At 63.3% G+C, this 19,702-nt stretch carries 25 protein-coding genes; 9 read left to right on the top strand and 16 right to left on the bottom strand.

What is annotated here, in order from left to right:
* Both NEI07_RS12590 and dapD read right to left on the bottom strand, forming a co-directional pair.
* On the bottom strand, positions 1-488 hold a 488-nt coding region (locus NEI07_RS12590), incomplete at its 3' end, for a hypothetical protein (RefSeq protein WP_256034975.1).
* Entirely contained in the window at positions 488-1,345 is an 858-nt protein-coding gene (gene dapD / locus NEI07_RS12595; RefSeq protein ID WP_256034977.1) for a 2,3,4,5-tetrahydropyridine-2,6-dicarboxylate N-succinyltransferase, read from the bottom strand. The genes dapD and NEI07_RS12590, both read right to left, overlap by 1 nt.
* A gap of 380 nt (positions 1,346-1,725) precedes the next feature.
* Here dapD and NEI07_RS12600 point away from each other — a divergent pair, with 380 nt between their 5' ends.
* The 3 genes from NEI07_RS12600 to NEI07_RS12610 are packed head-to-tail and all read left to right on the top strand — an operon-like array spanning position 1,726 to position 2,863.
* Complete coding sequence (locus NEI07_RS12600) at positions 1,726-1,968, top strand: AbrB/MazE/SpoVT family DNA-binding domain-containing protein (protein WP_256034978.1); 243 nt, start codon at positions 1,726-1,728, stop codon at positions 1,966-1,968.
* Between the two features lie 34 nt (positions 1,969-2,002).
* Positions 2,003-2,329: an endoribonuclease MazF gene (mazF, locus tag NEI07_RS12605; RefSeq protein ID WP_256034979.1), complete on the top strand. Its 327-nt coding sequence runs from the start codon at positions 2,003-2,005 to the stop codon at positions 2,327-2,329.
* A gap of 24 nt (positions 2,330-2,353) precedes the next feature.
* A complete protein-coding gene (locus NEI07_RS12610; RefSeq protein ID WP_256034980.1) occupies positions 2,354-2,863 on the top strand; it encodes a DinB family protein in 510 nt (169 codons plus the stop codon).
* Here the strand turns inward: NEI07_RS12610 and NEI07_RS12615 are convergent.
* From NEI07_RS12615 to NEI07_RS12670, 12 genes are all read right to left on the bottom strand, one after another.
* Entirely contained in the window at positions 2,860-3,564 is a 705-nt protein-coding gene (locus NEI07_RS12615) for a pyrimidine 5'-nucleotidase (protein ID WP_256034981.1), read from the bottom strand. The genes NEI07_RS12610 and NEI07_RS12615 overlap by 4 nt on opposite strands.
* Positions 3,565-3,679: 115 nt before the next feature.
* Complete coding sequence (locus NEI07_RS12620; protein WP_256034982.1) at positions 3,680-4,375, bottom strand: NAD-dependent deacylase; 696 nt, start codon at positions 4,373-4,375, stop codon at positions 3,680-3,682.
* A gap of 179 nt (positions 4,376-4,554) precedes the next feature.
* Entirely contained in the window at positions 4,555-5,421 is an 867-nt protein-coding gene (gene argB, locus NEI07_RS12625) for an acetylglutamate kinase (protein WP_018407270.1), read from the bottom strand.
* Positions 5,422-5,500: 79 nt separating this feature from the next.
* Positions 5,501-6,154 carry a ribosome biogenesis GTP-binding protein YihA/YsxC gene (gene yihA, locus NEI07_RS12630; protein ID WP_256034984.1) on the bottom strand — a complete coding sequence of 218 codons (654 nt, stop codon included), beginning with the start codon at positions 6,152-6,154 and terminating at the stop codon, positions 5,501-5,503.
* Positions 6,151-7,935, bottom strand: coding sequence for a membrane protein insertase YidC (yidC, locus tag NEI07_RS12635; protein ID WP_256034985.1), 1,785 nt, complete (start codon positions 7,933-7,935; stop codon positions 6,151-6,153). Before yidC ends, yihA begins: the two co-directional genes overlap by 4 nt.
* Positions 7,932-8,357 carry a ribonuclease P protein component gene (gene rnpA / locus NEI07_RS12640; RefSeq protein ID WP_256034986.1) on the bottom strand — a complete coding sequence of 142 codons (426 nt, stop codon included), beginning with the start codon at positions 8,355-8,357 and terminating at the stop codon, positions 7,932-7,934. Before rnpA ends, yidC begins: the two co-directional genes overlap by 4 nt.
* 32 nt (positions 8,358-8,389) lie before the next feature.
* On the bottom strand, positions 8,390-8,524 hold the full coding sequence (rpmH, locus tag NEI07_RS12645) for a 50S ribosomal protein L34 (protein WP_083858773.1): 135 nt from the start codon (positions 8,522-8,524) through the stop codon (positions 8,390-8,392).
* A 277-nt stretch (positions 8,525-8,801) separates the two neighbouring features.
* Positions 8,802-9,875 carry a cytochrome-c peroxidase gene (locus tag NEI07_RS12650; protein WP_256034987.1) on the bottom strand — a complete coding sequence of 358 codons (1,074 nt, stop codon included), beginning with the start codon at positions 9,873-9,875 and terminating at the stop codon, positions 8,802-8,804.
* Between the two features lies 1 nt (position 9,876).
* Positions 9,877-10,626, bottom strand: coding sequence for an SCO family protein (locus tag NEI07_RS12655; RefSeq protein WP_256034990.1), 750 nt, complete (start codon positions 10,624-10,626; stop codon positions 9,877-9,879).
* Entirely contained in the window at positions 10,623-11,906 is a 1,284-nt protein-coding gene (gene mtoX, locus NEI07_RS12660) for a methanethiol oxidase (RefSeq protein ID WP_305123728.1), read from the bottom strand. The genes NEI07_RS12655 and mtoX overlap by 4 nt, the downstream gene beginning before the upstream one ends.
* A gap of 20 nt (positions 11,907-11,926) precedes the next feature.
* Positions 11,927-12,196: a DUF4242 domain-containing protein gene (locus NEI07_RS12665; protein WP_256034991.1), complete on the bottom strand. Its 270-nt coding sequence runs from the start codon at positions 12,194-12,196 to the stop codon at positions 11,927-11,929.
* 62 nt (positions 12,197-12,258) lie between these two features.
* Positions 12,259-12,852 carry a TetR/AcrR family transcriptional regulator gene (locus tag NEI07_RS12670; RefSeq protein WP_256034992.1) on the bottom strand — a complete coding sequence of 198 codons (594 nt, stop codon included), beginning with the start codon at positions 12,850-12,852 and terminating at the stop codon, positions 12,259-12,261.
* A gap of 460 nt (positions 12,853-13,312) precedes the next feature.
* Here NEI07_RS12670 and ctrA point away from each other — a divergent pair, with 460 nt between their 5' ends.
* The 3 genes from ctrA to NEI07_RS12685 all read left to right on the top strand — a co-directional run bounded on the left by ctrA (position 13,313) and on the right by NEI07_RS12685 (position 15,395).
* Positions 13,313-14,014 carry a response regulator transcription factor CtrA gene (gene ctrA / locus NEI07_RS12675; protein WP_018407261.1) on the top strand — a complete coding sequence of 234 codons (702 nt, stop codon included), beginning with the start codon at positions 13,313-13,315 and terminating at the stop codon, positions 14,012-14,014.
* Positions 14,015-14,178: 164 nt separating this feature from the next.
* Entirely contained in the window at positions 14,179-14,748 is a 570-nt protein-coding gene (locus tag NEI07_RS12680; RefSeq protein ID WP_256034993.1) for a DUF4142 domain-containing protein, read from the top strand.
* Between the two features lie 50 nt (positions 14,749-14,798).
* Complete coding sequence (locus NEI07_RS12685) at positions 14,799-15,395, top strand: DUF1697 domain-containing protein (protein WP_328516982.1); 597 nt, start codon at positions 14,799-14,801, stop codon at positions 15,393-15,395.
* Between the two features lie 7 nt (positions 15,396-15,402).
* On the opposite strand, the gene chpT is transcribed toward NEI07_RS12685, so the two are convergent.
* A complete protein-coding gene (gene chpT, locus NEI07_RS12690; protein WP_256034994.1) occupies positions 15,403-16,089 on the bottom strand; it encodes a histidine phosphotransferase ChpT in 687 nt (228 codons plus the stop codon).
* Positions 16,090-16,279: 190 nt separating this feature from the next.
* Here chpT and cysQ point away from each other — a divergent pair, with 190 nt between their 5' ends.
* Together cysQ and NEI07_RS12700 are read left to right on the top strand one after the other, a co-directional pair.
* Positions 16,280-17,137 (top strand): 3'(2'),5'-bisphosphate nucleotidase CysQ, encoded by an 858-nt coding sequence (cysQ, locus tag NEI07_RS12695; RefSeq protein ID WP_256034995.1) that lies wholly within the window; start codon positions 16,280-16,282, stop codon positions 17,135-17,137.
* A 126-nt stretch (positions 17,138-17,263) separates the two neighbouring features.
* The gene (locus NEI07_RS12700; RefSeq protein ID WP_256034996.1) at positions 17,264-17,860 is read left to right on the top strand and encodes a DUF1134 domain-containing protein; all 597 of its coding nucleotides are present in this window, start codon (positions 17,264-17,266) and stop codon (positions 17,858-17,860) included.
* 48 nt (positions 17,861-17,908) lie between these two features.
* Here the strand turns inward: NEI07_RS12700 and NEI07_RS12705 are convergent, their stop codons facing one another.
* Entirely contained in the window at positions 17,909-18,334 is a 426-nt protein-coding gene (locus NEI07_RS12705) for a hypothetical protein (RefSeq protein WP_256034998.1), read from the bottom strand.
* Positions 18,335-18,629: 295 nt separating this feature from the next.
* Between NEI07_RS12705 and NEI07_RS12710 the strand changes: the two genes are divergently transcribed.
* Entirely contained in the window at positions 18,630-19,673 is a 1,044-nt protein-coding gene (locus tag NEI07_RS12710; protein WP_256034999.1) for a coiled-coil domain-containing protein, read from the top strand.
* Positions 19,674-19,702: the final 29 nt, after the last annotated feature.

Raw genomic sequence — 19,702 nt, forward strand, 5'->3', positions numbered from 1 at the left:
GGAGGTGAAGCGCGGCGCGTCCTCAACTCTTCCCTCCAGCCCAGTTCATAAACGGTCCACAGAGCGGCGGCGACGAAGAGCGCGTCGACGCCCCAGACATACCAGCGCGACATGACCTCGGCGACGCGCGGCTGCAGAAAATGCGCGGCGCCGGCAAGCAGCGCAAGAAGCGGCGCGAGGCTCGCGAGGCCGAGCGGCGGCGTAAGGCCGCGGTCGCGACAGCGCTTGGCCGAAAGATTGATGAAGCTCACGACGATCAGCATCACGGCGAAGGCGTAAAAGATGACATAGACGTAAGCGAGAATCGTCATCGGCGCGAAGAACGGCGTCGTCGCCAGATCGTGGACCGAATAGGGCGCAAGCGCGAACCAGATCAGCGTCAGCGGCAGAAGAACCGCGACGAGGGCGCCGGCGCCGCGCCGCCAGGTCGCGCGATCAATGCGGCCCTGTTCGGTCCGGTAGAGAAAACGCAGGCGCTCGGCGTCCATCAATCCCTCAAAAGCTCATTGATGCCGGTCTTGCTGCGCGTCTGCGCGTCGACCGTCTTGACGATCACCGCGCAATAAAGCGATGGGCCGGGCGTTCCGTCCGGCAAGGGCTTGCCCGGCAGACTACCGGAGACGACCACCGAATAGGGCGGCACATAGCCCATGTGGATCTTGCCGGTGGCGCGATCGACGATCTTGGTCGAGGCCCCGATGAAGACGCCCATCGACAGCACCGAACCCTTGCCGACGACGACGCCTTCGACGACCTCGGACCGCGCGCCGATGAAACAATCATCCTCGATGATGGTGGGATTGGCCTGCAAAGGCTCCAGCACGCCGCCGATGCCGACGCCGCCGGAAAGATGCACATTCTTGCCGATCTGCGCGCAGGAACCGACGGTGACCCAGGTGTCGACCATCGTGCCGCTGTCGACATAGGCGCCGAGGTTGACGAAGGACGGCATCAGGATCGCGCCGGGCGCCACATAAGCCGAGTGGCGCACGATCGCGCCCGGCACCGAGCGAAAGCCCGCAGCGCCGTGCTCCGACGCGCCCCAGCCGACGAATTTCGAGGGGACCTTGTCCCACCAGGTCGCGCCGCCGGGTCCGCCCGCGATCACCGCCATGTCATTCAAGCGGAACGACAGCAGCACGGCCTTTTTCAGCCACTGATTGACCTGCCAGCTCTCGGGACCTTCCTTGCCTTCGATCTTTTCGGCGACGCGCAGCTTGCCGGCGTCGAGCAGACGCAGCGCGCCATCGACGGCGCGGCGGATGTCGCCCTGCGTCTCGGCGGTAATATTGGCGCGATCCTCGAAAGCGGCGGTGATGAGCGTCTCAAGTCCCGTGTGCGGCATGAAAATCCCGAAAATGATGCGGTGAAGGCTGGCGCGGTTGTAAGGCTATGGCGAGGGGAGTTCAACAAGGGGCGACGCGCCATGACGACGACCCGGCGTAATGAAGACAAGCATGGCGCGCACTCTCAGCATGCCCGGCCTTGTGCCGGGCATCCACGCGGCGCCTTTACGCAAGTCCCGCAGCATTGGCGCAACGTCCTGGCGTGGATGGCCGGGACAAGCCCGGCCATGACGCGGAAACTGTAGTGCAAGCGCCACTGCCCAAATGTTTGACGCGCCGGCCGCCGCCCCCTATGTTTAAACGAAGTAGATACGTAACGCCGTCATTGCGAGAATTGCGACGAGGCAATCCAGCGCCGGCTTCTGAAAGGGAAAGCATCGTGCGTGCGACAGTGAAGAAATGGGGAAATTCCGCCGCCTTGCGCATGCCCGCCGCGGTGATGGAGGAAGCGCGGCTTGAAATCGACCAGGCCGTCGACATTCGCGTCGAAGAAGGGCGCGTGGTGATCGAGCCGCTTGTGGCGCCAGAATTCACGCTCGATGCGCTGCTCGCAGGCGTCACACGCGACAATATGCATGAAGAGGAAGACTTCGGCGCGCCCGTCGGCCGCGAGGCGCTCTAATCGATGAATGACATGCGCTAAATGGATTATTGAAATGCCTTACGTCCCCGAGCGCGGCGATATCGTCTGGCTCAGTTTCGATCCGCAGGCGGGCCATGAACAGAAGGGCCATCGTCCGGCGCTGGTGCTCAGTCCCAAGGCCTATAACGGCAAGACGGGGTTGATGCTCTGCTGCCCGATGACGACGAAGATCAAAGCCTATCCATTTGAAGTCCCGCTCGCCGACGCGAAGCCTTCGGCCGCGCTCGCCGATCAGGTGAAGAGCCTCGATTGGCGCGCGCGCAAGGCGAAGAAGAAAGGCGCCGCGACGAAGGCGGAAGTGGCGCAGGCCTTGGCGAAGGCACAGACGTTGCTGCGATAAGCTTCCAGGAGGCAAGACAATCACATGACCCGTTCGACATTTGTAAAAACCATGGCGCGTTACAATCGCTGGCAAAACGCCAGCCTCTACGCGGCCGCCGACAGCCTGTCGGATGACGCCCGGCGCAAGGATCGCGGCGCTTTCTTCAAATCAATTCATGCGACTTTCAGCCATCTTCTCTGGGGGGACCATATGTGGCTGAGCCGCATTTCCGACGCCCCGAGGCCTTCCACGCCGCTGAGCGAATCGGCCTCGTATCGCGACGATTGGGACAGCTTGAAACAGGATCGAATCGCATGCGACGAACGGCTGATCATTTGGGCTGACGGCGTGACCAACGACTGGCTCGCCGAAGATCTCATCTGGCGTTCAGGCCTAATGCAATCGGATGTCATTAAGCCGAAGTGGTTTGTCGTCAGCCACATCTTCAATCACCAGACCCATCATCGGGGCCAGATTCATGCGATGCTGACGGCCGCCGGCGCCAGGCCGCAAGACACCGATTTGATGTTGATGGAGCCGTTTACGGCCTAAGCTCCAATTAATCCCTCCAAAAACCCCACGAGATCGTCCGTCACGAAATCCACATGCGGTTCGTCGCCGGTGGAGATTTCCCAGGCTTCCCGCTCGGGACCTTCGTCATGGGCCGGCAGCACCAGCACCGTCGCCATGCCGCGCGCATGGGGCACGACAAGATTGCGGTCGATGTCCTCAAAGATCGCGGCGCGCTTGGGCTCGATCTTCAGCTTTTCGAAAAAGCGCATATAGGCGCCTTCCTCGGGCTTATTGATGAAGTCCGCGGCGATGATGTCGAAGATGTCCTCGAAGCAATGGTCGATGCCGAGCTGCTTCGCGGTTTCGACCGCGTGATGGCGCGAGCCATTGGTGAGGATGAGCTTGCGTCCGGGCAGCGCGGCGATCGCCTCCGCCAGCGAATGATTATGCGCCAGCGACGAGCGATCGATATCATGCACAAAGGCCAGATAGGCCTCGGCGTCGATCCCATGTTCGGTCATCAGCCCGCGCAGCGTCGTGCCGTATTGTCGATAATAATGTTTCTGCAGCGCGCGCAGCGAAATGGCGTCGAGGCCGAACAGCCGCATCATGAACAGCGTGATGCGCGCGTCGATCTTGGGCCAGAGGTCGGCGGTCTGCGGATAGAGCGTATTGTCGAGATCGAACACCCAGGTGTCGATCTCTGCAAAGCGCGATCTAACGGGCAAGGGTTTGGTCATTGTGCGGCCAGTTTCATGTCATTCCCGCGAAAGCGGAAATCCAGAACAACGCCAGCGATCGTTGTGGTCGCCCTGGATTCCCGATCGCGCGTCGCGCGTCGGGAATGACACTGATTCATCGCGCTAGTATCTCCTCAGCCCATGACGGCACGATCTCGCTCGCGCGGCCGTAGCGCCTGTCCTCAAATTGGCCGGCATTTTCAGACGGCTCGAGATTGAACTCGCAGCAGCGCAGACCTCTTGCGCGCGCCGCGCGCACAAAGCCCGCCGCCGGATAGACCGCGCCCGACGTGCCGATGGCGACGAAGAGATCCGCCGCTTCCAGCGCCGCGTAGATCTCTTCCATATAGAGCGGCGTTTCGCCGAACCAGACGACATGCGGCCGTAGCGCGCCGGCGCAATCGCATCGCGAGTCGGTCGAAAGGTCTTCGCGCCGATCGCTCACCGCGCCGCATGAGGCGCAGCGCGCTTTGAGCAATTCGCCGTGCATGTGAATGACGCGCGTCGAACCGGCGCGCTCATGCAGATCGTCGATATTCTGCGTCACGAGAGTCAATGCGCCGCCGCGCTGGACGAGGCCGGCTTCGAGCCGCGCCAGCGCGGCATGGGCGGCGTTGGGCGAAGCGGCGAGCAGATTGCGCCGACGCGCATTGTAAAAAGCATGCACCAGCGCCGGATCGCGGGCGAAGGCCTCGGGCGTCGCGAGCTGCATCGGATCGTAGCGCTTCCACAGCGCCGCGCCCGGTCCGCGAAAGACGCCAAGGCCGCTTTCGGCGGAAACGCCCGCGCCGGTGAGGACGAAGAGGTTCATGTTGCGCGCCCGCTCTCCTCCACCCGTCATGCCCGCGCTTGTCGCGGGCATCCACGCCGGGACATTGCGAGCCGGCCGGCGCATCACGCTGGATCATGCAGCATAGTGATAGCGATTACGCGGCTCTTCGGCGTGGATAGCCGGCACAAGGCCGGCCATGACGTGGAAACCAACGCCCGTCACCGCGTGATCAGCGTGCCGGCGCCGTGATCCGTCAGCAATTCGATCAGCACGGCGTGCGGCAGTTTCCCGTCGAGAATGACGACGCCCTCGACGCCGCGCTCGATCGCGTACATGCAGGTCTCGACCTTTGGAATCATGCCGCCGGTGATCACGCCCTCGGCGATGAGGCCGGGAATGTCGCCGACCTTCAGCTCCTGGATGATCTGCTTGTCCTTGTCGAGCACGCCCGGGACGTCGGTGAGAAAGATGAGACGCTTGGCGTGAAGCGCGCCGGCGATGGCGCCGGCGAAGGTGTCGGCGTTGACATTATAGCTTTCGCCGCGCGGACCTTCGGCGACGGGCGCCAGCACCGGAATGAGTTCGCGACCCAGCACCTGATCGAGCACAGTCGTGTCGACCTTGTCGGGTTCGCCGACAAAGCCGAGGTCGACGCCGTCGGGGCGTTCGATCTTTTTGGCGGTGACCATGCGTCCGTCCTTGCCGGTCAGCCCGATGGCGCGTCCGCCCTCCGAATTGATGTAGCCGACGATCTGCTTGTTGATGGAGCCCGCGAGCACCATTTCGACAACGTCCATCGTCTCTTCGTCGGTGATGCGCAGGCCGTCGGCGAAGCGCGACTCGACGCCGAGCCGCTTCAGCATCGCGCCGATCTGCGGCCCGCCGCCATGCACGACGACGGGATTAACGCCGGACTGTTCGAGCAGCACCATGTCGCGCGAAAAATCGCGCGCGACCTGATCGTCGCCCATGGCGTGGCCGCCGTATTTCACCACGACGATGGCGTCGTCGTAGCGCAGCATATGCGGCAGCGCCTGCATGAGAATGCGGGCTTGCTGGAGCGCGGTGTCGACGGCGTCGGTCATTGGGGAGCCTCGCGGGGGCGCTACCCTTTCGCAAAGGGAGAGGGTGCTGCGCCCAACTAGCCCGCCGCGGCTGTCGCTTTCAAGCGTTTCGTTCGGCCAGGAGCTTCGCGACGGCGGCGCGAAATTCGGCAATTCCCTCGCCGCTCTGCGCCGAGGTGAAAATCACTTCAGGAAAGGCCGCGGGGCGCTTCTCCAGCGCTTTCGTCGTCGCGGCGATGATCTCGTCGCGCTCGGCAATCTTCAATTCGTCATGCTTCGTCAGAATGACCTGATAGGAGACGGCTGACTGATCGAGGAGATCGAACATCTCTTCGTCGAGGGGCTTCACGCCGCGGCGCCCGTCGACGAGCACAAAGACGCGGGCGAGACTCGCCCTCCCCTTCAGATAGTCGCGCATCAGCTGCGACCAGCTCGCCACCTTCTCCTTGCCGACGGCCGCGTAGCCATAGCCGGGCATGTCGACGAGGCGCAGGCGCTCCGCGCCCGGCGCGCCGCCCAGCGCAAAGAAATTCAGCTGCTGCGTGCGCCCCGGCGTGTTGGAGACGCGCGCCAGGGTCTTGCGATTGGTCAGCGCGTTGAGCAGCGAGGATTTGCCGACATTGGAGCGCCCTGCGAAGGCGATCTCCGGCGGGCCGATCGGCGGCAGATCGCTCGCCTTGGCGCTCGCGAAAATGAAGTCGCAGGGGCCGGCAAAGAGCAGCCGGCCCGGTTCGCTGAAGTCGGTTTCGGTCACGCTCTCTGGAACGTCTTGCGCAGATTGTCCCAGAACTCGAACTTCACGCCGGCGCGCTTCATGATGACGCCCTGCTGCACGATGGACAGCAGATTGTTCCACGTCCAGTAGATCAGCAGGCCGGAGGCGAAGCCGCCCATTGTGAATGTGAAGATCACCGGCATCCAGGCGAACATCGTCTTCTGAATCTCGTCGGCGGGCTCCGGATTCATCTTCATCTGCAGCCACATCGAGACGCCCATCAGCAGCGGCCAGACGCCGAGCGCGAGATAGGGGCCGAAGATGGCGACATGCGTCGGATCGAACGGCAGCACCCCGAACAGGTTGAAGACATTGGTCGGGTCCGGCGCCGAGAGGTCCCGGATCCAGCCGAAGAACGGCGCGTGACGCATTTCGATCGTTACGACCAGCACCTTATAGAGCGAGAAGAACACCGGGATCTGCACGATCACCGGCAGACAGCCGCTCGCGGGGTTAACCTTCTCCCGCTTGAAGAGCTCCATCTGCTCCATGTTGAACTTGTGCTTGTCGTCGCCGTATTTTTCCTTCAGCTCTTTGATTCTTGGCTGAATCGCCTTCATTTTGGCGATCGACTGATAGCTTTTGTTGGCGAGCGGCAGGAAGGCGAGCTTGACGATAACCGTCACCGCCAGAATGGCGAGGCCGAAATTCCCCAAGAGCTTGTAAAGGAAGTCGATCAGCCGGAACATCGGCCTGGTGATGAAGTAGAACCATCCCCAGTCGATCAGCAGATCGAAACGTTTCAGGCCAGGATTGGCCTTATAGGCGTCAAGCACGTCGACGACCTTGGCGCCCGCGAAGACATAGGTCGTCGTCTCCGCTAATTTCCCGGGCTCGATCGTCTTCTGGTCGCTGACCGTATCGGCCTGATAGGTCTTCACCGCGCCGCCCATCGAGGCGTAGCGCGCCTCCATGGGCAGATTCTGGTCGGGAGCGACCACGGCGGCCCAATATTTATCCGTCAGCCCAACCCAGCCGCCGACGCCCTTATAGGTCGTGACCGCGTTGTCCTCTTTCTCGATCTTGTCGTAGGTGACTTCCTGCCCCGCGTCGCCGACGACGCCGACGAAGCCTTCGTGCAACGCCGCATAGCCCGCGGAGGGCGGGTGGCCGACGCGGCTGACGCGCGCATAGTTGAAAAGCGTGACGGGGTTGGCCGCCTTGTTTTCAACGCTGTCCTTGACGGTGAAGAGATATTCGTCGTCCACCGAGATGACGCGCTTGAAAACGAGGCCGCGGCCATTGTCCCAGGTCAGCGTGACCGGCTTTGCCGTCGTCAGCACGTCGGCATCCGTGGTCCACAGCGTCTCGGTTGTTGGGAGAACCGGCGCGTTTTCCGTTTCTGCGGTCAGATAGCCGAGCTCCGCGTAATAGGGGCTAGGGCCGTCCTCGGGCGAGAGCAGCGTGATGATCGGGCTCGAAGGGTCGACGGTCTCGCGATAATTCTTCAACGAGACGTCGTCGATGCGTCCGCCCTTCAGCGCGATCGAGCCGGAGATCGATCTGGTGTCGATGGCGATTCGAGGGCTCAGCGCCAGCGCTTCGGCGCGGGTCTTGGGCGCGACCTTAACGGGCGGCGCAGCCGCCGCCGTCTTCTGCTCGGGCGCGCCGAGCTGAGGAACCTTGGCAAGCTGTTCCTGCTGCGTCTGCGCCCGGCGCTGCTTGTCTATCTCTGGGAAGGCGTAAAAATAGTCCCACAGGCCGATGAAGACCAGCGACAACGCCGCGGCGAGGATCATGTTCTTGATGTTTTCACTCATGGCCGCGTAAGCCTGTCTTCCTGTTTGCGTCTCGAGGCCGCCCCGCCGCGATCATTCAATCTGGCGAGTCCTTCAGTCATTTGCGCGAGCAGTTCGGCGAATGGCGCCGCGAGGGCCATGCGCCGCGCGACGAAGACGTAATCGCGACCGGGCTTCGCGCCAAGGGCGCCGCCGAGCCGCATGGCTTCGCGGAGCCTGCGGCGAATCCGGTTGCGCCCAACCGCGCCGGCGACCTTCCGTGTGACGGTAAGGCCGAAACGGGCGGGCGCATGCGAGTCCGCGTTCTCCCGGGGCGCCATCTGCACCGTAAAGGCGGGCATGGCGACGCGCGCGCCGCGCGACACGCGCACGAAATCCCCGCGCCGGCGCAACGTCTCCGGGCGCGAGGACTTCTCATCTTCGGCGGGGACTTGCGCCTTCATGCAGTCATCCGCCTCGTCCGTTCAGAGCCGGATCAGGCCGAGAGACGCTTGCGTCCGCGGGCGCGCCGCGCGGCGATAACGTTGCGGCCGCCGACCGTGGCCATGCGGGCGCGAAAGCCGTGACGGCGCTTGCGCACGATCTTGCTGGGCTGAAATGTCCTTTTCACCGTTCTTCTCCGCTGGCGAAAGGGACTTACGCCCGCTCTCGCGCTCGTCTTGCTGTCGCCGTCGACGGCCTGGCCGCAGACGGCTTAAAAACGCTTCGGCGTCCCGGACGACGCACGGCCGTCACAAAACATTCGCCGCCCCTTTTGGAGCGGCGCCGATCGCAGGCATATAGGAGAAATCGCGCGTTCAAGTCAATGTTCGTCGCGGGGCGTTTTGCGCCTGCGCCCGTCGAAAACAGGCCAAACGCGGCGGCTCCAACGACCGGGGAGTCGGAGCTCAGAGCGCCTCGAGAAAGGCGACAAGCGCCGCTTTTTCTTGCGCGGTCAGACCCAGAGGGCGGATTTTCGGGTCGAGCGATGGATTGGCTCCCCCGCCGCGATCGTAAAACTCGATGACCTCGGCGAGCGTCCTCAAGCTTCCGTCGTGCATATAGGGCGAACTCTCGCTGACGCCGCGCAGCATCGGCGTCGTATAGGCCCAACGATCCGTGGGCGCATTGGTGATCTCGAAACGGCCGACGTCCCTGGGCGCGCCGGTCTGAGCGAGCCCGACCGCCGCGAGGTCGATATTCTGGAGAACTCCGGGCGCGAGCTGCACCAGCCTTTTGCCGCTCGTCGCCCCGGACCGAAACGCAACGCCTGTGTTATGCCAGGACTGATCAGTGAAAAGCGCCGTCTCAGCGCCAATCAGATGGCAGGCGGCGCAGCCCGCCTTGCCGATGAAAAGCTCGTAGCCTAGCCATTCCCGAGCCGTCAGCGCCGCGCGTTCGCCGCCATAGACGGCGCGATCGAAACGCCCGCCGCCGCGCAGCAGCGCAGCTTCATAGGCGGCGATGGCGCGCCCGAGCGTCATCATCGTCGCGCCCTCGCCCGGAAAGGACGCCTCGAACAACGGCCCATATTCGGCGTCGGCGCGAAGCCGGGCGATCAGCGGACCGATCCCGGAATTGCCCATCTCGTCGGCCGCGAGCAGCGGCCCCCAGACCTGCGCGGCAAGATCGGTCTCGCGGCCGTCGTGAAACAGGAAATTCTTGAAGGCGACATTATAGAGCGAGGGCGCGTTGCGCCGCAGCGACCGTCCCTCCATGCCGATCGAGAGCGCGCTCTGATTGGAGGCGAAGCCCTGCGCCGGAATATGGCACATGGCGCAGGACAGCGTGCCGTTCGCGGAAAGGCTGCGGTCGAAGAACAGCTTTTCGCCGAGCTTGCGCATGGCCGGCGTTCCCGCGACGGCGGCCGGGACGGGCGGAAGCCCCCGCGGCGACGGCTGCTGCGCGCCGGCCGGCGCAGCGAAAAGCATCAGGGCAAGGGCAAGAAAACTGGCAAGAAAAGCGGGCGCGGCGCGGCGCATCTCAGCGCTCCTTCAGCCGGTTGTCCGCCTCCGGAAACTCCATGGCGAGCGTGCGCGCGTCATTGAGCAGATTTTCGGGCGTCAGAAATGCGGCGCTATAGATCTCGCGCACCCAGCCGTCGGGATCGATGAGAAAGACTTTGAGCATGTGATTGATCGCGCCGGAGCGCCGCCCTGCCTGGTCGGTCTCGAAAGCGATGTCCTGACCCAGTTGCGCGACCAGCGGCGAAAGATCGCTCAGCGAACGGCTGGTGAGAAACGCCCAGGGCGCGCCGTCGACTTCGTTCTCGCTGCTTTGCAGCAGACGCATGACGGCCGGCGTATCGTGTTCTGGATCGAGGCTCGCGAAGACGAGCCGCACTCTCGACTTGAGCAGCGGATCGTCGTTGGCGTCGCGCGCGACCGTCTCGAACGTCGACCATGCGAGCGGACAGCCCGCCGGATCGACGCACTGCGCATAGAAGAAGGCGAGAGCCGTCACCGCGCCGCGCGTATAGGCGGAGAGCCGCGCCGCCCTGCCCTCGGCGTCGAGCAGTTGCGCATCGGGGGCGCGCTGAATGCGCTGAAGAACATAAGCGCCGGGCCGCGGGAGATAGGCGGCCTCGGCGTTCGCGGGCTGCGCGGGGGCCTCAGCCGCGCGCAGCGGCGCGGCCAAGGGTGCGGTCAAGAGCGCCGCCAAAAGCAGCGCGAGACCGACGAATGCGGCGAAAGGCGCGCTTGCGCCCTTCGCGTGTTCTGCTCCGCCCGTCACGGCAGCTCGGCCTTCTGGGCGCGCGCGGTGAATTTCATGTGATGGGCGCGGCCGAGTCCCTCCTTATGGAAGTCGACGACGAAATCTTCCCTAAGCTCCTTCCCGTCCCATGAGTAGCCCTTTAGGAACTGCTCATTGTCGGCGCCCTTCTTGTCCCAGTTGGCGAGCAGCGAGGTGGTGAAATACACGCGCTTCCCGTCCCAGCTTTGCGAGACCATATTCACCTGCGCGCCGATCTTTTTCGCATAGACCTGTTTGGGCGCTTCCGGATTGGAAAGATCGAAGAGCCGCGCCGTTCCGTCCATGAATGTGTTGACCCAGAGCGACGACGCGTCGGACGCAATCGAGATGTCGACGGGCAAGGGAATCTTCGACGGATCGCCGACGTCGGCGACGGCTTTCGCCTGCCACTCGTGCTTGTCGTCCTCTTTGATCAGATAAAGCTTCGAGGTGAGCGCGCCGGCGGTGATCGCCCAATTGGCGCCCGGCTTCAGCGCCCAGCGAATTTCAAGCGGCGCGCCGGGAACGGAAAACACCTTTAAAGGCTTCATCGCCTTTAGATCCCACATCACCATCGTGTTCCCGAAATTCTTCATCGCGGAATCGTCTTGGATGAGCTGGGAAAGATCCATCATGTAATTGGTCCAGCCGGTGAAGCTCGACGTCAGCATGCGGTTCTGGGCGGGATTGATGGCGATGTCGTAGCCATAGCCGTCGCCGCCGTCAGTGAGCGGCATCGGCGTTGTCGTGACGAGTTCGCCAGCGTTGTTGTAGGTGATCAACCCCGTGACGCCGCCGTGATCCTTCTTGTTGGAGAGCGCCTGCACCAGCATGCGGCCGGGCAGCGCATAAAATGTATGCGGGCCGACATAGCCTGTGCTCTCGGCAAGATTGTCGATGGTTTTGACGAGCTTGGGCGTCGAGGGGTCGGAGCCGACGTCGAAGATGAAAATCTTGCTGTCGTCGAGACGGCCGGCCCAGAGATATTTGCGATCGTCGGTGAATCCCATGTGATGCGCTTCGCCGCGCCCGCCGACGGCGATCGTGTGAATCACCTTTCCGTAGGTCGCGGAGCCGGGAATGACGTCGATCGTGACGAGCTTGTCGGATCCATCGCCGACGCCCTTCTCGCCGAGCGTCCAGACGTGGAGATATTGCTCCTGTCCCTTGATCAGGCCGCTCATGAACGGCGAGTTGCAGGTCTCATCCGCGACAGCCGGCGCAAGCGCCCAGGCGGATACAAGCGCACACACTGCTGCGCGCAACGGCAAGCTCTTCATTCAACCACTCTCCTTATTGGTCAGGCCGTCGCCGGGTCTATGATCGCCCTGATTTCGCTGATCCGGTTGGCCGGAAAGCCTCCTTGCGCCGCATGTTCTTTGATCGCCGCCGCGTTCTCGGCGATGTAGACGCAATAGATCTTGTCGTCGGTGACATAGCTTTCGATCCATTGCGCGCGTGGGTGAAGCGCGCGCAGGACGGCGCAGGAGCGCTGCGAGATCGCCTGGAGATCGGCCTGCGTCATCTTCCCCGCGCCGGGGATGTCCCGTTCGATGATGAATTTCGGCATCGTCTTTCCCTACTTAGAGCCTAAACTGATATGACCGGTCGTCTCAATTAGGCGCAAATCGATCACGCCTTGAAGTAGCCGTCGAGCAGCATGTCGCAGAATTGCGTGAGCGGACGCACCGAGCGCTCGATCTTCATGCGCAGCAACGCCCCCTGCCAGAAATTGACGAGAAGGTCGGCCATTTCCTTCGCGTCCATGTCGGTGCGGAAACTGCCTTCCCGCTGAGCGCAAGCGATTCCCTCGCGCAGCTTGTCGCGATAGCGATGCACGGCCTCGCGCAGCGACGTCTGGCAGAGATCGCTCGTGTCGCCGATCTCGCCGATGAGATTGCCGAGCAGGCATCCGCCCCGGAAATCCAGGCGTTCCGTCTCTTCGATCAGCTCGTCGAAGTAGGCGCGCAGCGCCGCCGCGGCCCCAAGATCCTTGCGCTGAAGCTGTGCGTCGAGCTGTTTGATGAACGGATCGATGTAATGTTTGACGACCTCGGCGCTGAAGGCTTCCTTGCTTTCGAAATAATTATAGAAGGAGCCTTTCGGCACGCCGACGCTCTTGACCAGCTCCTGCAGCCCGGTGCCGTGATAGCCCTGCGCCATCAGCAGGGCGACTCCCCGGTCCAGAAGCTTCTCTCTCAGCTCTTTGACGTCGCGTCGGCTCATGGCGATATAATACGACCAGTCGTCTCAGTTTGGCAAGCGGCGCTCATCGCAAGCATATCGTCGCCCTCGCCTCAGTGGCGCCGCGCATGGGACCGAATCATGACGCAGATGCGGCGAGGATCGCGCCCGCGAAGCGCGCGGGGGCGTCCGCGCATTTCGTTACGCGCTTCATATTTTGTCTTTGCCCAGCGGACTCGCGGCGGCGTATAGATTGGAAATGACGCGTGATTCGCGTCGCTGTCCGTGTCCTTCCAGACGTAGAGTGACGCGTCCGCCTTGCTTACCGCCCGAGATTAAGATTTAGGGCCGCGTTTGAGGCGTAAGTGAAGGTTTATTAACCAATTCCGCTTACCTTCGCTGGAAGGTCGGTCAGGTCGCTGGGGCGAGGACTCTCGCCGGCCGCCGGCGCGCGTCCTTGGCGCGGTCGGTCGCGGACGATGGAGCTCGGTGGGGAACCAACATGCGCGTTTTATTGATCGAAGACGACAGCGCGACGGCTCAAAGTATTGAGCTCATGCTCAAATCCGAGAATTTCAACGTCTATACGACCGATCTCGGCGAAGAAGGCATCGACCTCGGCAAGCTCTACGACTACGACATTATTCTTCTCGACCTCAACCTGCCCGACATGTCCGGCTATGAGGTGCTGCGCACGCTACGCGTCGCCAAGGTGAAGACCCCGATCCTCATCCTGTCCGGACTCGCCGGCATCGAAGACAAGGTGAAGGGTCTAGGCTTCGGCGCCGATGACTATCTGACGAAGCCCTTTCATAAGGACGAACTCGTCGCGCGCATTCACGCCATCGTCCGCCGCTCGAAGGGCCACGCTCAATCGATCATCATCACCGGCGACCTCATCGTCAATCTCGACCAGAAGACGGTGGAAGTCAGCGGCGCCCGCGTGCATCTGACCGGCAAGGAATATCAGATGCTGGAGTTGCTCTCGCTGCGCAAGGGCACGACGCTGACGAAGGAAATGTTCCTCAATCATCTTTATGGCGGGATGGACGAGCCCGAATTGAAGATCATCGACGTGTTCATTTGCAAATTGCGCAAGAAGCTCGCCAACGCCAGCGAAGGCCGCAACTACATCGAGACCGTCTGGGGCCGCGGCTATGTGCTGCGAGAGCCAAGCGAAGCGGAAGAACGCATCACCGCCTGATACGGCGCCATCGCCAACGTTGAAGCAAAAGCGCGATCACGAGCGCCAGGCAAAACGCCGCGTCCGAGGATGCGGCGTTTTCTTTTTGCTAACTGAAGCATCTCGCGGAACAGGCGTGTGCGCGATCGGTTTACGGTGCGGGGGCGAACGTCGAGGAGACGAAGATGAGGAAACCCCTGCTGGCCGGCGCCATGGCGCTTGCGCTTCTCGCGCCCAGTTACGCGCTTGCCGCGTCTGGGACGAAATCGGGCTCAACGGCCAATATGACCCGATCAAACAGGGCCGACGCCACAACCCAGAACTTCCTGGACAAGGCCTGGAACATCAACAATTTTGAAATCCAGGCCGGACGCGAAGCTCAGAACAAGGCAAACACGCAGGAGTTTCTCGACTATGCGCGTAGGATCGTGAGAGACCATACGAACATGGACAACGAGCTGAAGCCGATCGTGCAGCAAGACCGGCTTAACGTTCCGAACGCGCTCGACAAGGAACACCAGAATCTTCTGCAGCAATTGTCCTCGATGACTGGCGCGCGCTTTGAAGAGCGCTTCCGGACACAGCAAATCGACGGACACGAGAAGGCGGTGAAGCTTTTCGAGAGCTACGCCAAGAACGGCCAGAATCCTGAGCTAAAGAGGTGGGCGCACAGCGCCATTCCCACGCTGGAGAACCATCTGCGCGACGCCAAGGCGCTGCCGCGCGGCGCGCAAGGCACGCACGCAGAACGATAGCCTCGCGGCGCAAAGAACCGGTTCGGCCGAAGCTCCCAAGGATCCGCGCGGTGGCGCGGGTCCTCGGCTCTATTCGCCTCAGCCTCATTCGACCGGAGGTTGACCGCCGCCGCTCTGATGTGATCACCTTTGGCATGGCCAAATACATCGCATTGTTGCGGGCGGTGAACGTCGGAGGAACCGGCAAGCTCTCAATGAATGATTTGAAGGCGATGTGTCTCAAAGCCGGATTCGCTAAAGTCCAAACATATATTTCGAGCGGAAACGTCGTCTTCGAAGCCAAAGACCCGCCTGTAAAAGTGAAATCCGCTCTTGAGGCGCGGCTGCTCGCCTATGCCGGAAAGCCGGTAGGGGTTCTGGTCCGCACGGCCAGTGAGATGAAAGCCGTTTTGGAAGGGAATCCGTTCAAAAACCGACCGCCGAATTTCACCGTCGCAATTTTTCTCGACGGAAAGCCGGAGTCAGATGCGTTAGATCGCGCCGTGGGCAAAGCAGACGAGGACATGCGCTTGGGCGAGAAGGAAATTTATGTCTGCTACGGCCCTGGCATGGGCCGTTCAAAATTGAAAATTCCTGCGGCAAGGGAAGGCACTGCACGAAATATGAATACGGTCGCGAGACTTGTCAGCATGGCCCTCGAAGTTTGAGAACTTCTCAGGCGACGGCGCTCTCTGTCGACGCGTCCAACCCCGCCGCCGCTCGGACTGGGATCGCCTCGATCGTCACGAGTTCCGGCTCGCTCGAAACCACGACCTGCATGCCGCAGGATTTGGCGACGAGACCGGCGTAATAGGCCTGAATGGCGCGGGCGTCGATGGCGCCCTCTTCCGATTCGCCTTCGAGCAGGCGGGGGACGTTCGACGCGACGCGCGCATTGACGCCTTTCGCCTCGATCTTGAAAGTCACCCGATCGTCTTCGCCCGTTGAGCTAACGGCGATCACGCCGCCACGCGGAATAGCTGCGTCGGCCAAGACGCAAAGGTTCAGCAGCAGCTTGACCTTGTTCTTGGACATCAGCACGCGCGGAACGCTCCAAAACAGCTGCGTTCGCTCGTCGGCGATCAGCTGGCGCGTCACCAGTTCGGCGTCGCCGGTGTCGATCGACGCGCCTTTCGAACCCGCGGCGCCGAAGGCGAGCCGGCAAAACTGCAGCCGCGCCGACGCCTCATTCGCGCTCGATTTGATCAGCGCCAGCGCATGGCCGCGCATCTCGGCGTCCTTCTCCTCCTCAAGAACTTCCAGACCGTTGACGATGGCGCCCACCGGCGAAATCACGTCGTGACAGACCCGCGAGGACAGGAGCGCGGCAAGATCGAGAGGGTCGAGCGAGAATTTGGTCATGATGCCATCCAAAGCGGGTGAAGGCGGCGACGTCTGAAGGAAGCTTGGTCCGATCTTCCTGTATGATGCGCGGCGGACTGACGCGGCGCGCGAATCACTGCGTTCAGGCTAAGACGAACCTAGCTGGCGCCACGCGGATTGCAAATGACACGCGCCTTTAATCGTAAACAAACGTTGAGGGAATCGAACGATGGCGGCGGGAAAAACTTTTCAGTCGGCGGGCGCGCTCGATGACTTCGAAAATCTCGCCCGCCTGTTCGCGAACATCGCAGTTGCGGCGGGCGCCCTGGCGATGGAGACGCTGGCCAATCCAAATATTGAGTCGCGCCTCAAGGGCGACACGTCGCCGGTGACAGAGGCGGACGAGCGGATCGAAGCCTATCTGCTTCGCGAGTTGGAAGCGGCGCTGCCCGGCGTGCCCTTTTTGGCCGAGGAGAGCGTGTCGCGCGGCGCGACGCTCGGCGCCGGCGACGCCTTTTTGTTGATTGATCCGATCGACGGCACGCGCGAATTTCTCGCCCGCAGCGCCGATTTCACCATCAATGTGGCGCTCGCGGAGAAGAACGCGCCGCGCGTCGGCGCGGTTTACGCGCCGGCGCAAGGTCGCGTCTGGTTCGCCGGCGCGCACGGCTATGAGGCGCGGGCGGTCCCTGGCGGATCGCTGCCGCCATCGCAAGACTGGCGTCCGCTGCGCGCGCGGCCGCGTCCCGCCGAAGGGCTGGTCGCGTTGATTTCGAAGTCTCACCTTGATGAGGCGACGAAGGCGTTTCTCTCAAGACAGCACATTGCGCGCAGCGCGCCCGTCGGCTCCTCGATTAAATTCTGCCTGCTCGCCAACGGCGAGGCGGACGTCTATCCGCGTTTCGGACCGACAATGGAATGGGACACCGCCGCGGGCGACGCCGTGCTGCGCGCGGCCGGCGGCGTCACGCTCGATCCGGACGGCGCGCCGCTGCGCTACGGCAAGAAGGCCGACGATTATCGCAATGGTCCGTTCGTCGCCTGGGCCGACGCGGCGGCGCTCGAAGCCGCCGCAACGCTTCCTTAACTAGCGCGCGCGAATTTGGCGGGCGCAAACCCGCCTGTCGCCTTTGCGACGCAACTGCGCCGCGGGTCGGCCATCGTTGACGCCGACGCATGGCGCTTGAACACGTTCGTCCTGGAGTTCGTCGTCATGAGCAAAGCTTCGTTCAACGCCGCCTCGCGCCGCGACCTGTTTCGCCTCGCCGCCGCCTCGGCCTGCGCGTGGGCGGCTCCTGGTTCTTTCGCCCGCGCGGCGCAGCGGCCTGAAACCTATTCCAGCGATGAGATCGTCGAGAACGGCCACCGCTTTTTCGGCTCCATTTCCCGCGGCCTCGCCGAAGGCGTCGAGCGCGCTTCGCGGCAGTGGGGCCGTCCGAACGCCTACATCCTTGGCCAGGAAGCGAGCGGCGCGTTCGTCGGCGGGCTCCGCTATGGCGAGGGCACGATGTATACGCGCAACGCCGGTCAGCAGCGCGTGTTTTGGCAAGGCCCCTCGATCGGCATCGACGCCGGCGCCGACGGCGACCGGACGATGATGCTCGTCTATAATCTGCCGTCCGTCGACTCGATCTATCGGCGGTTCTCCGGCGCCGCCGGATCAGCCTATCTCGTCGGCGGCCTCGGATTCACCGCGCTCAACAATGACGAGGTCGTCGTCATGCCGGTGCGCTCGGGACTTGGCGCACGGCTCGGCCTTAATCTCGGCTATCTGAAATTCACGCCGGAATCGACCTGGAACCCGTTCTGATCGATCGGACGCGCCGACGTAACGCGCAAGGGCGCCGAAGGGTCCCGTTCAAAAGACCGGTAGGCGGCACGCGCCCGCGCGCGGCGGCGACGAACCCAGCGGCTCCCGGGCGACGAAACCGCAAATGCCGCAAGCCTCGTCGCCGCGCTGCCGGCGCCAGCGGCAGTCATGACGAATGCTGCAGTCGTAGGCCGGGCTCGGCTTCACCGGCGCGCCCGCCTCGGCGAGCAGCTGCGCGATGCGGCCCAGCAAGGCGCAGCCGCCGCCGCTCCAATGGGCGCAGTCGTTTTCAACGCACGTCGGCGCGAATCGGATGCGCGCGGCCGGCGCGGCCTGCGTTTGCGCGGCGGCAAGAAAGCCTTCATCCGCCGCAAGCGTGGTGGCGAAGACTCTTTCATTGGCGTCTTGCGGGCTCCTTTCGGCCGGTTCGCCGACAAGAAGCGCGGGAGCGCCGGGACAGCGCATGGCGCTCATCGGCGAGCCCGCCCGAATCGCGGCGCGCCGCGCGCGCGGCTAACGCAAAAAACGCCAGCGGATAACGTCATTTGGCTTCTCCTGCTTGCCGCGAGCAACGCCCGCGACGGGTGCTTCCGCCCTTCTGCGGCCCGCTGCGGGGAAAGTCGTCATCCAAATGGACGACGCCGCGAGCCGCGATCGCGGTAGGCGACGCCGGGTCGACGGACCGTAGCGCCTGCTTTGCGTTCCGCGTCATTACGTGGCAGAATCCGCAGCGCCGTCCGCCTTGAGACGGATCAAGGATTGCTGCGTCTTGATCGAACAAGCGATGTATTTCGCGCTCGGCTTCCTCGTCGCCGGGCTTTTCGCCTTGATGTTCCTCCCCGCTTTCTGGCGGCGCGCGCTTCGTCTGTCGATGCGACGGCTGCAGATGCTTGCGCCGATGTCGATGGAGGAGGTCGTCGCCGAGCGCGACCTTCTGCGCGCGGAATTCGCCGTGCGCGAGCGGCGGCTCGAACAAGCGATGGAGGCGACGCAAGCCGCGCGGGCGCACGATCTCGCGACGGTCGGCCGCCATGTCGCGCGGATCGCCGAACTCGAATCGCAACTCAATCGCGCCGAAGCCGACAATCGCGACATGAACATGCGCGTCAATGAGGCGGAGAAGGTTTTGGGCGAGCGCACCGAGCTTCTGAACGCTACGGAGCGAGCGCTGCATGAAATGACCGACCGCGCCGAAGGCCGCGTCGCGCAACTGCGCCTGATCCGGTCGGAGACCGCGGCGCAAGACGAAGGAGCCGGGGCGCAGCTGGACGGTTTCGTCGCCGCCTATGAGTCGCGCGTCGCGGCGCTGCATCAGCACAATAGCGAGATGCAGCGCGAGCTGCAGGTCTTGCGCGACGAGCATGCGCGCGCCGCGCAATCGGGGGCGCGGGCGACGGAGCTTGAAGATCTGTTGACGCGCATTTCGGGCGAACTTGCCGCGACCCGCGTGCTGGGAGAAACGCTCTCCGCAGAGCTCGACGCGGCGCGGGCGCAGCTCAAAGCCGCTGAAGAACGCCAAAAGAGCGACGGCGACCAATTGGAAGGGGCGCTGCGCGTGGCGCGCGCCGAAGCGAACGAGACCGCCGAAAAGCTCGAATCGGCGCGCGCCGACAACGCCATGCTGCAAGGCGCCGTCGAGGCTTTGCGCGCGGAGCGGGCCAATCTGCGCCGCGCCGCCAACGGGCCCAAGGGTTTGTCCATCGTTCCCGTCGCAGCGAGCGACGCCGAAATCTCCGCTCTGCGCGAAGCGATCATCGATTTCGGCGACCGCGTCGTCGCGCAGGGGCTCGAGGCGCCGGCAAAGCGCGCCTAACGCGCGCCTTGCCCAAGAGAATCGGGTGA

Origin of the sequence: Methylocystis suflitae (genome assembly GCF_024448135.1) — a bacterium.
Taxonomy (GTDB): Bacteria; Pseudomonadota; Alphaproteobacteria; order Rhizobiales; family Beijerinckiaceae; genus Methylocystis; species Methylocystis suflitae.

Bases quoted from the DNA above. Each gene is read 5' to 3' on its own strand.
- dapD (WP_256034977.1), bottom strand. From the start codon at position 1,345: ATGCCGCACACGGGACTTGAGACGCTCATCACCGCCGCTTTCGAGGAT.
- mazF (WP_256034979.1), top strand. From the start codon at position 2,003: ATGCCTTACGTCCCCGAGCGCGGCGATATCGTCTGGCTCAGTTTCGAT.
- NEI07_RS12610 (WP_256034980.1), top strand. From the start codon at position 2,354: ATGACCCGTTCGACATTTGTAAAAACCATGGCGCGTTACAATCGCTGG.
- NEI07_RS12615 (WP_256034981.1), bottom strand. From the start codon at position 3,564: ATGACCAAACCCTTGCCCGTTAGATCGCGCTTTGCAGAGATCGACACC.
- NEI07_RS12620 (WP_256034982.1), bottom strand. From the start codon at position 4,375: ATGAACCTCTTCGTCCTCACCGGCGCGGGCGTTTCCGCCGAAAGCGGC.
- argB (WP_018407270.1), bottom strand. From the start codon at position 5,421: ATGACCGACGCCGTCGACACCGCGCTCCAGCAAGCCCGCATTCTCATG.
- yidC (WP_256034985.1), bottom strand. From the start codon at position 7,935: ATGAGTGAAAACATCAAGAACATGATCCTCGCCGCGGCGTTGTCGCTG.
- rnpA (WP_256034986.1), bottom strand. From the start codon at position 8,357: ATGAAGGCGCAAGTCCCCGCCGAAGATGAGAAGTCCTCGCGCCCGGAG.
- NEI07_RS12650 (WP_256034987.1), bottom strand. From the start codon at position 9,875: ATGCGCCGCGCCGCGCCCGCTTTTCTTGCCAGTTTTCTTGCCCTTGCC.
- mtoX (WP_305123728.1), bottom strand. From the start codon at position 11,906: ATGAAGAGCTTGCCGTTGCGCGCAGCAGTGTGTGCGCTTGTATCCGCC.
- NEI07_RS12665 (WP_256034991.1), bottom strand. From the start codon at position 12,196: ATGCCGAAATTCATCATCGAACGGGACATCCCCGGCGCGGGGAAGATG.
- NEI07_RS12670 (WP_256034992.1), bottom strand. From the start codon at position 12,852: ATGAGCCGACGCGACGTCAAAGAGCTGAGAGAGAAGCTTCTGGACCGG.
- ctrA (WP_018407261.1), top strand. From the start codon at position 13,313: ATGCGCGTTTTATTGATCGAAGACGACAGCGCGACGGCTCAAAGTATT.
- NEI07_RS12680 (WP_256034993.1), top strand. From the start codon at position 14,179: ATGAGGAAACCCCTGCTGGCCGGCGCCATGGCGCTTGCGCTTCTCGCG.
- chpT (WP_256034994.1), bottom strand. From the start codon at position 16,089: ATGACCAAATTCTCGCTCGACCCTCTCGATCTTGCCGCGCTCCTGTCC.
- cysQ (WP_256034995.1), top strand. From the start codon at position 16,280: ATGGCGGCGGGAAAAACTTTTCAGTCGGCGGGCGCGCTCGATGACTTC.
- NEI07_RS12700 (WP_256034996.1), top strand. From the start codon at position 17,264: ATGAGCAAAGCTTCGTTCAACGCCGCCTCGCGCCGCGACCTGTTTCGC.
- NEI07_RS12705 (WP_256034998.1), bottom strand. From the start codon at position 18,334: ATGAGCGCCATGCGCTGTCCCGGCGCTCCCGCGCTTCTTGTCGGCGAA.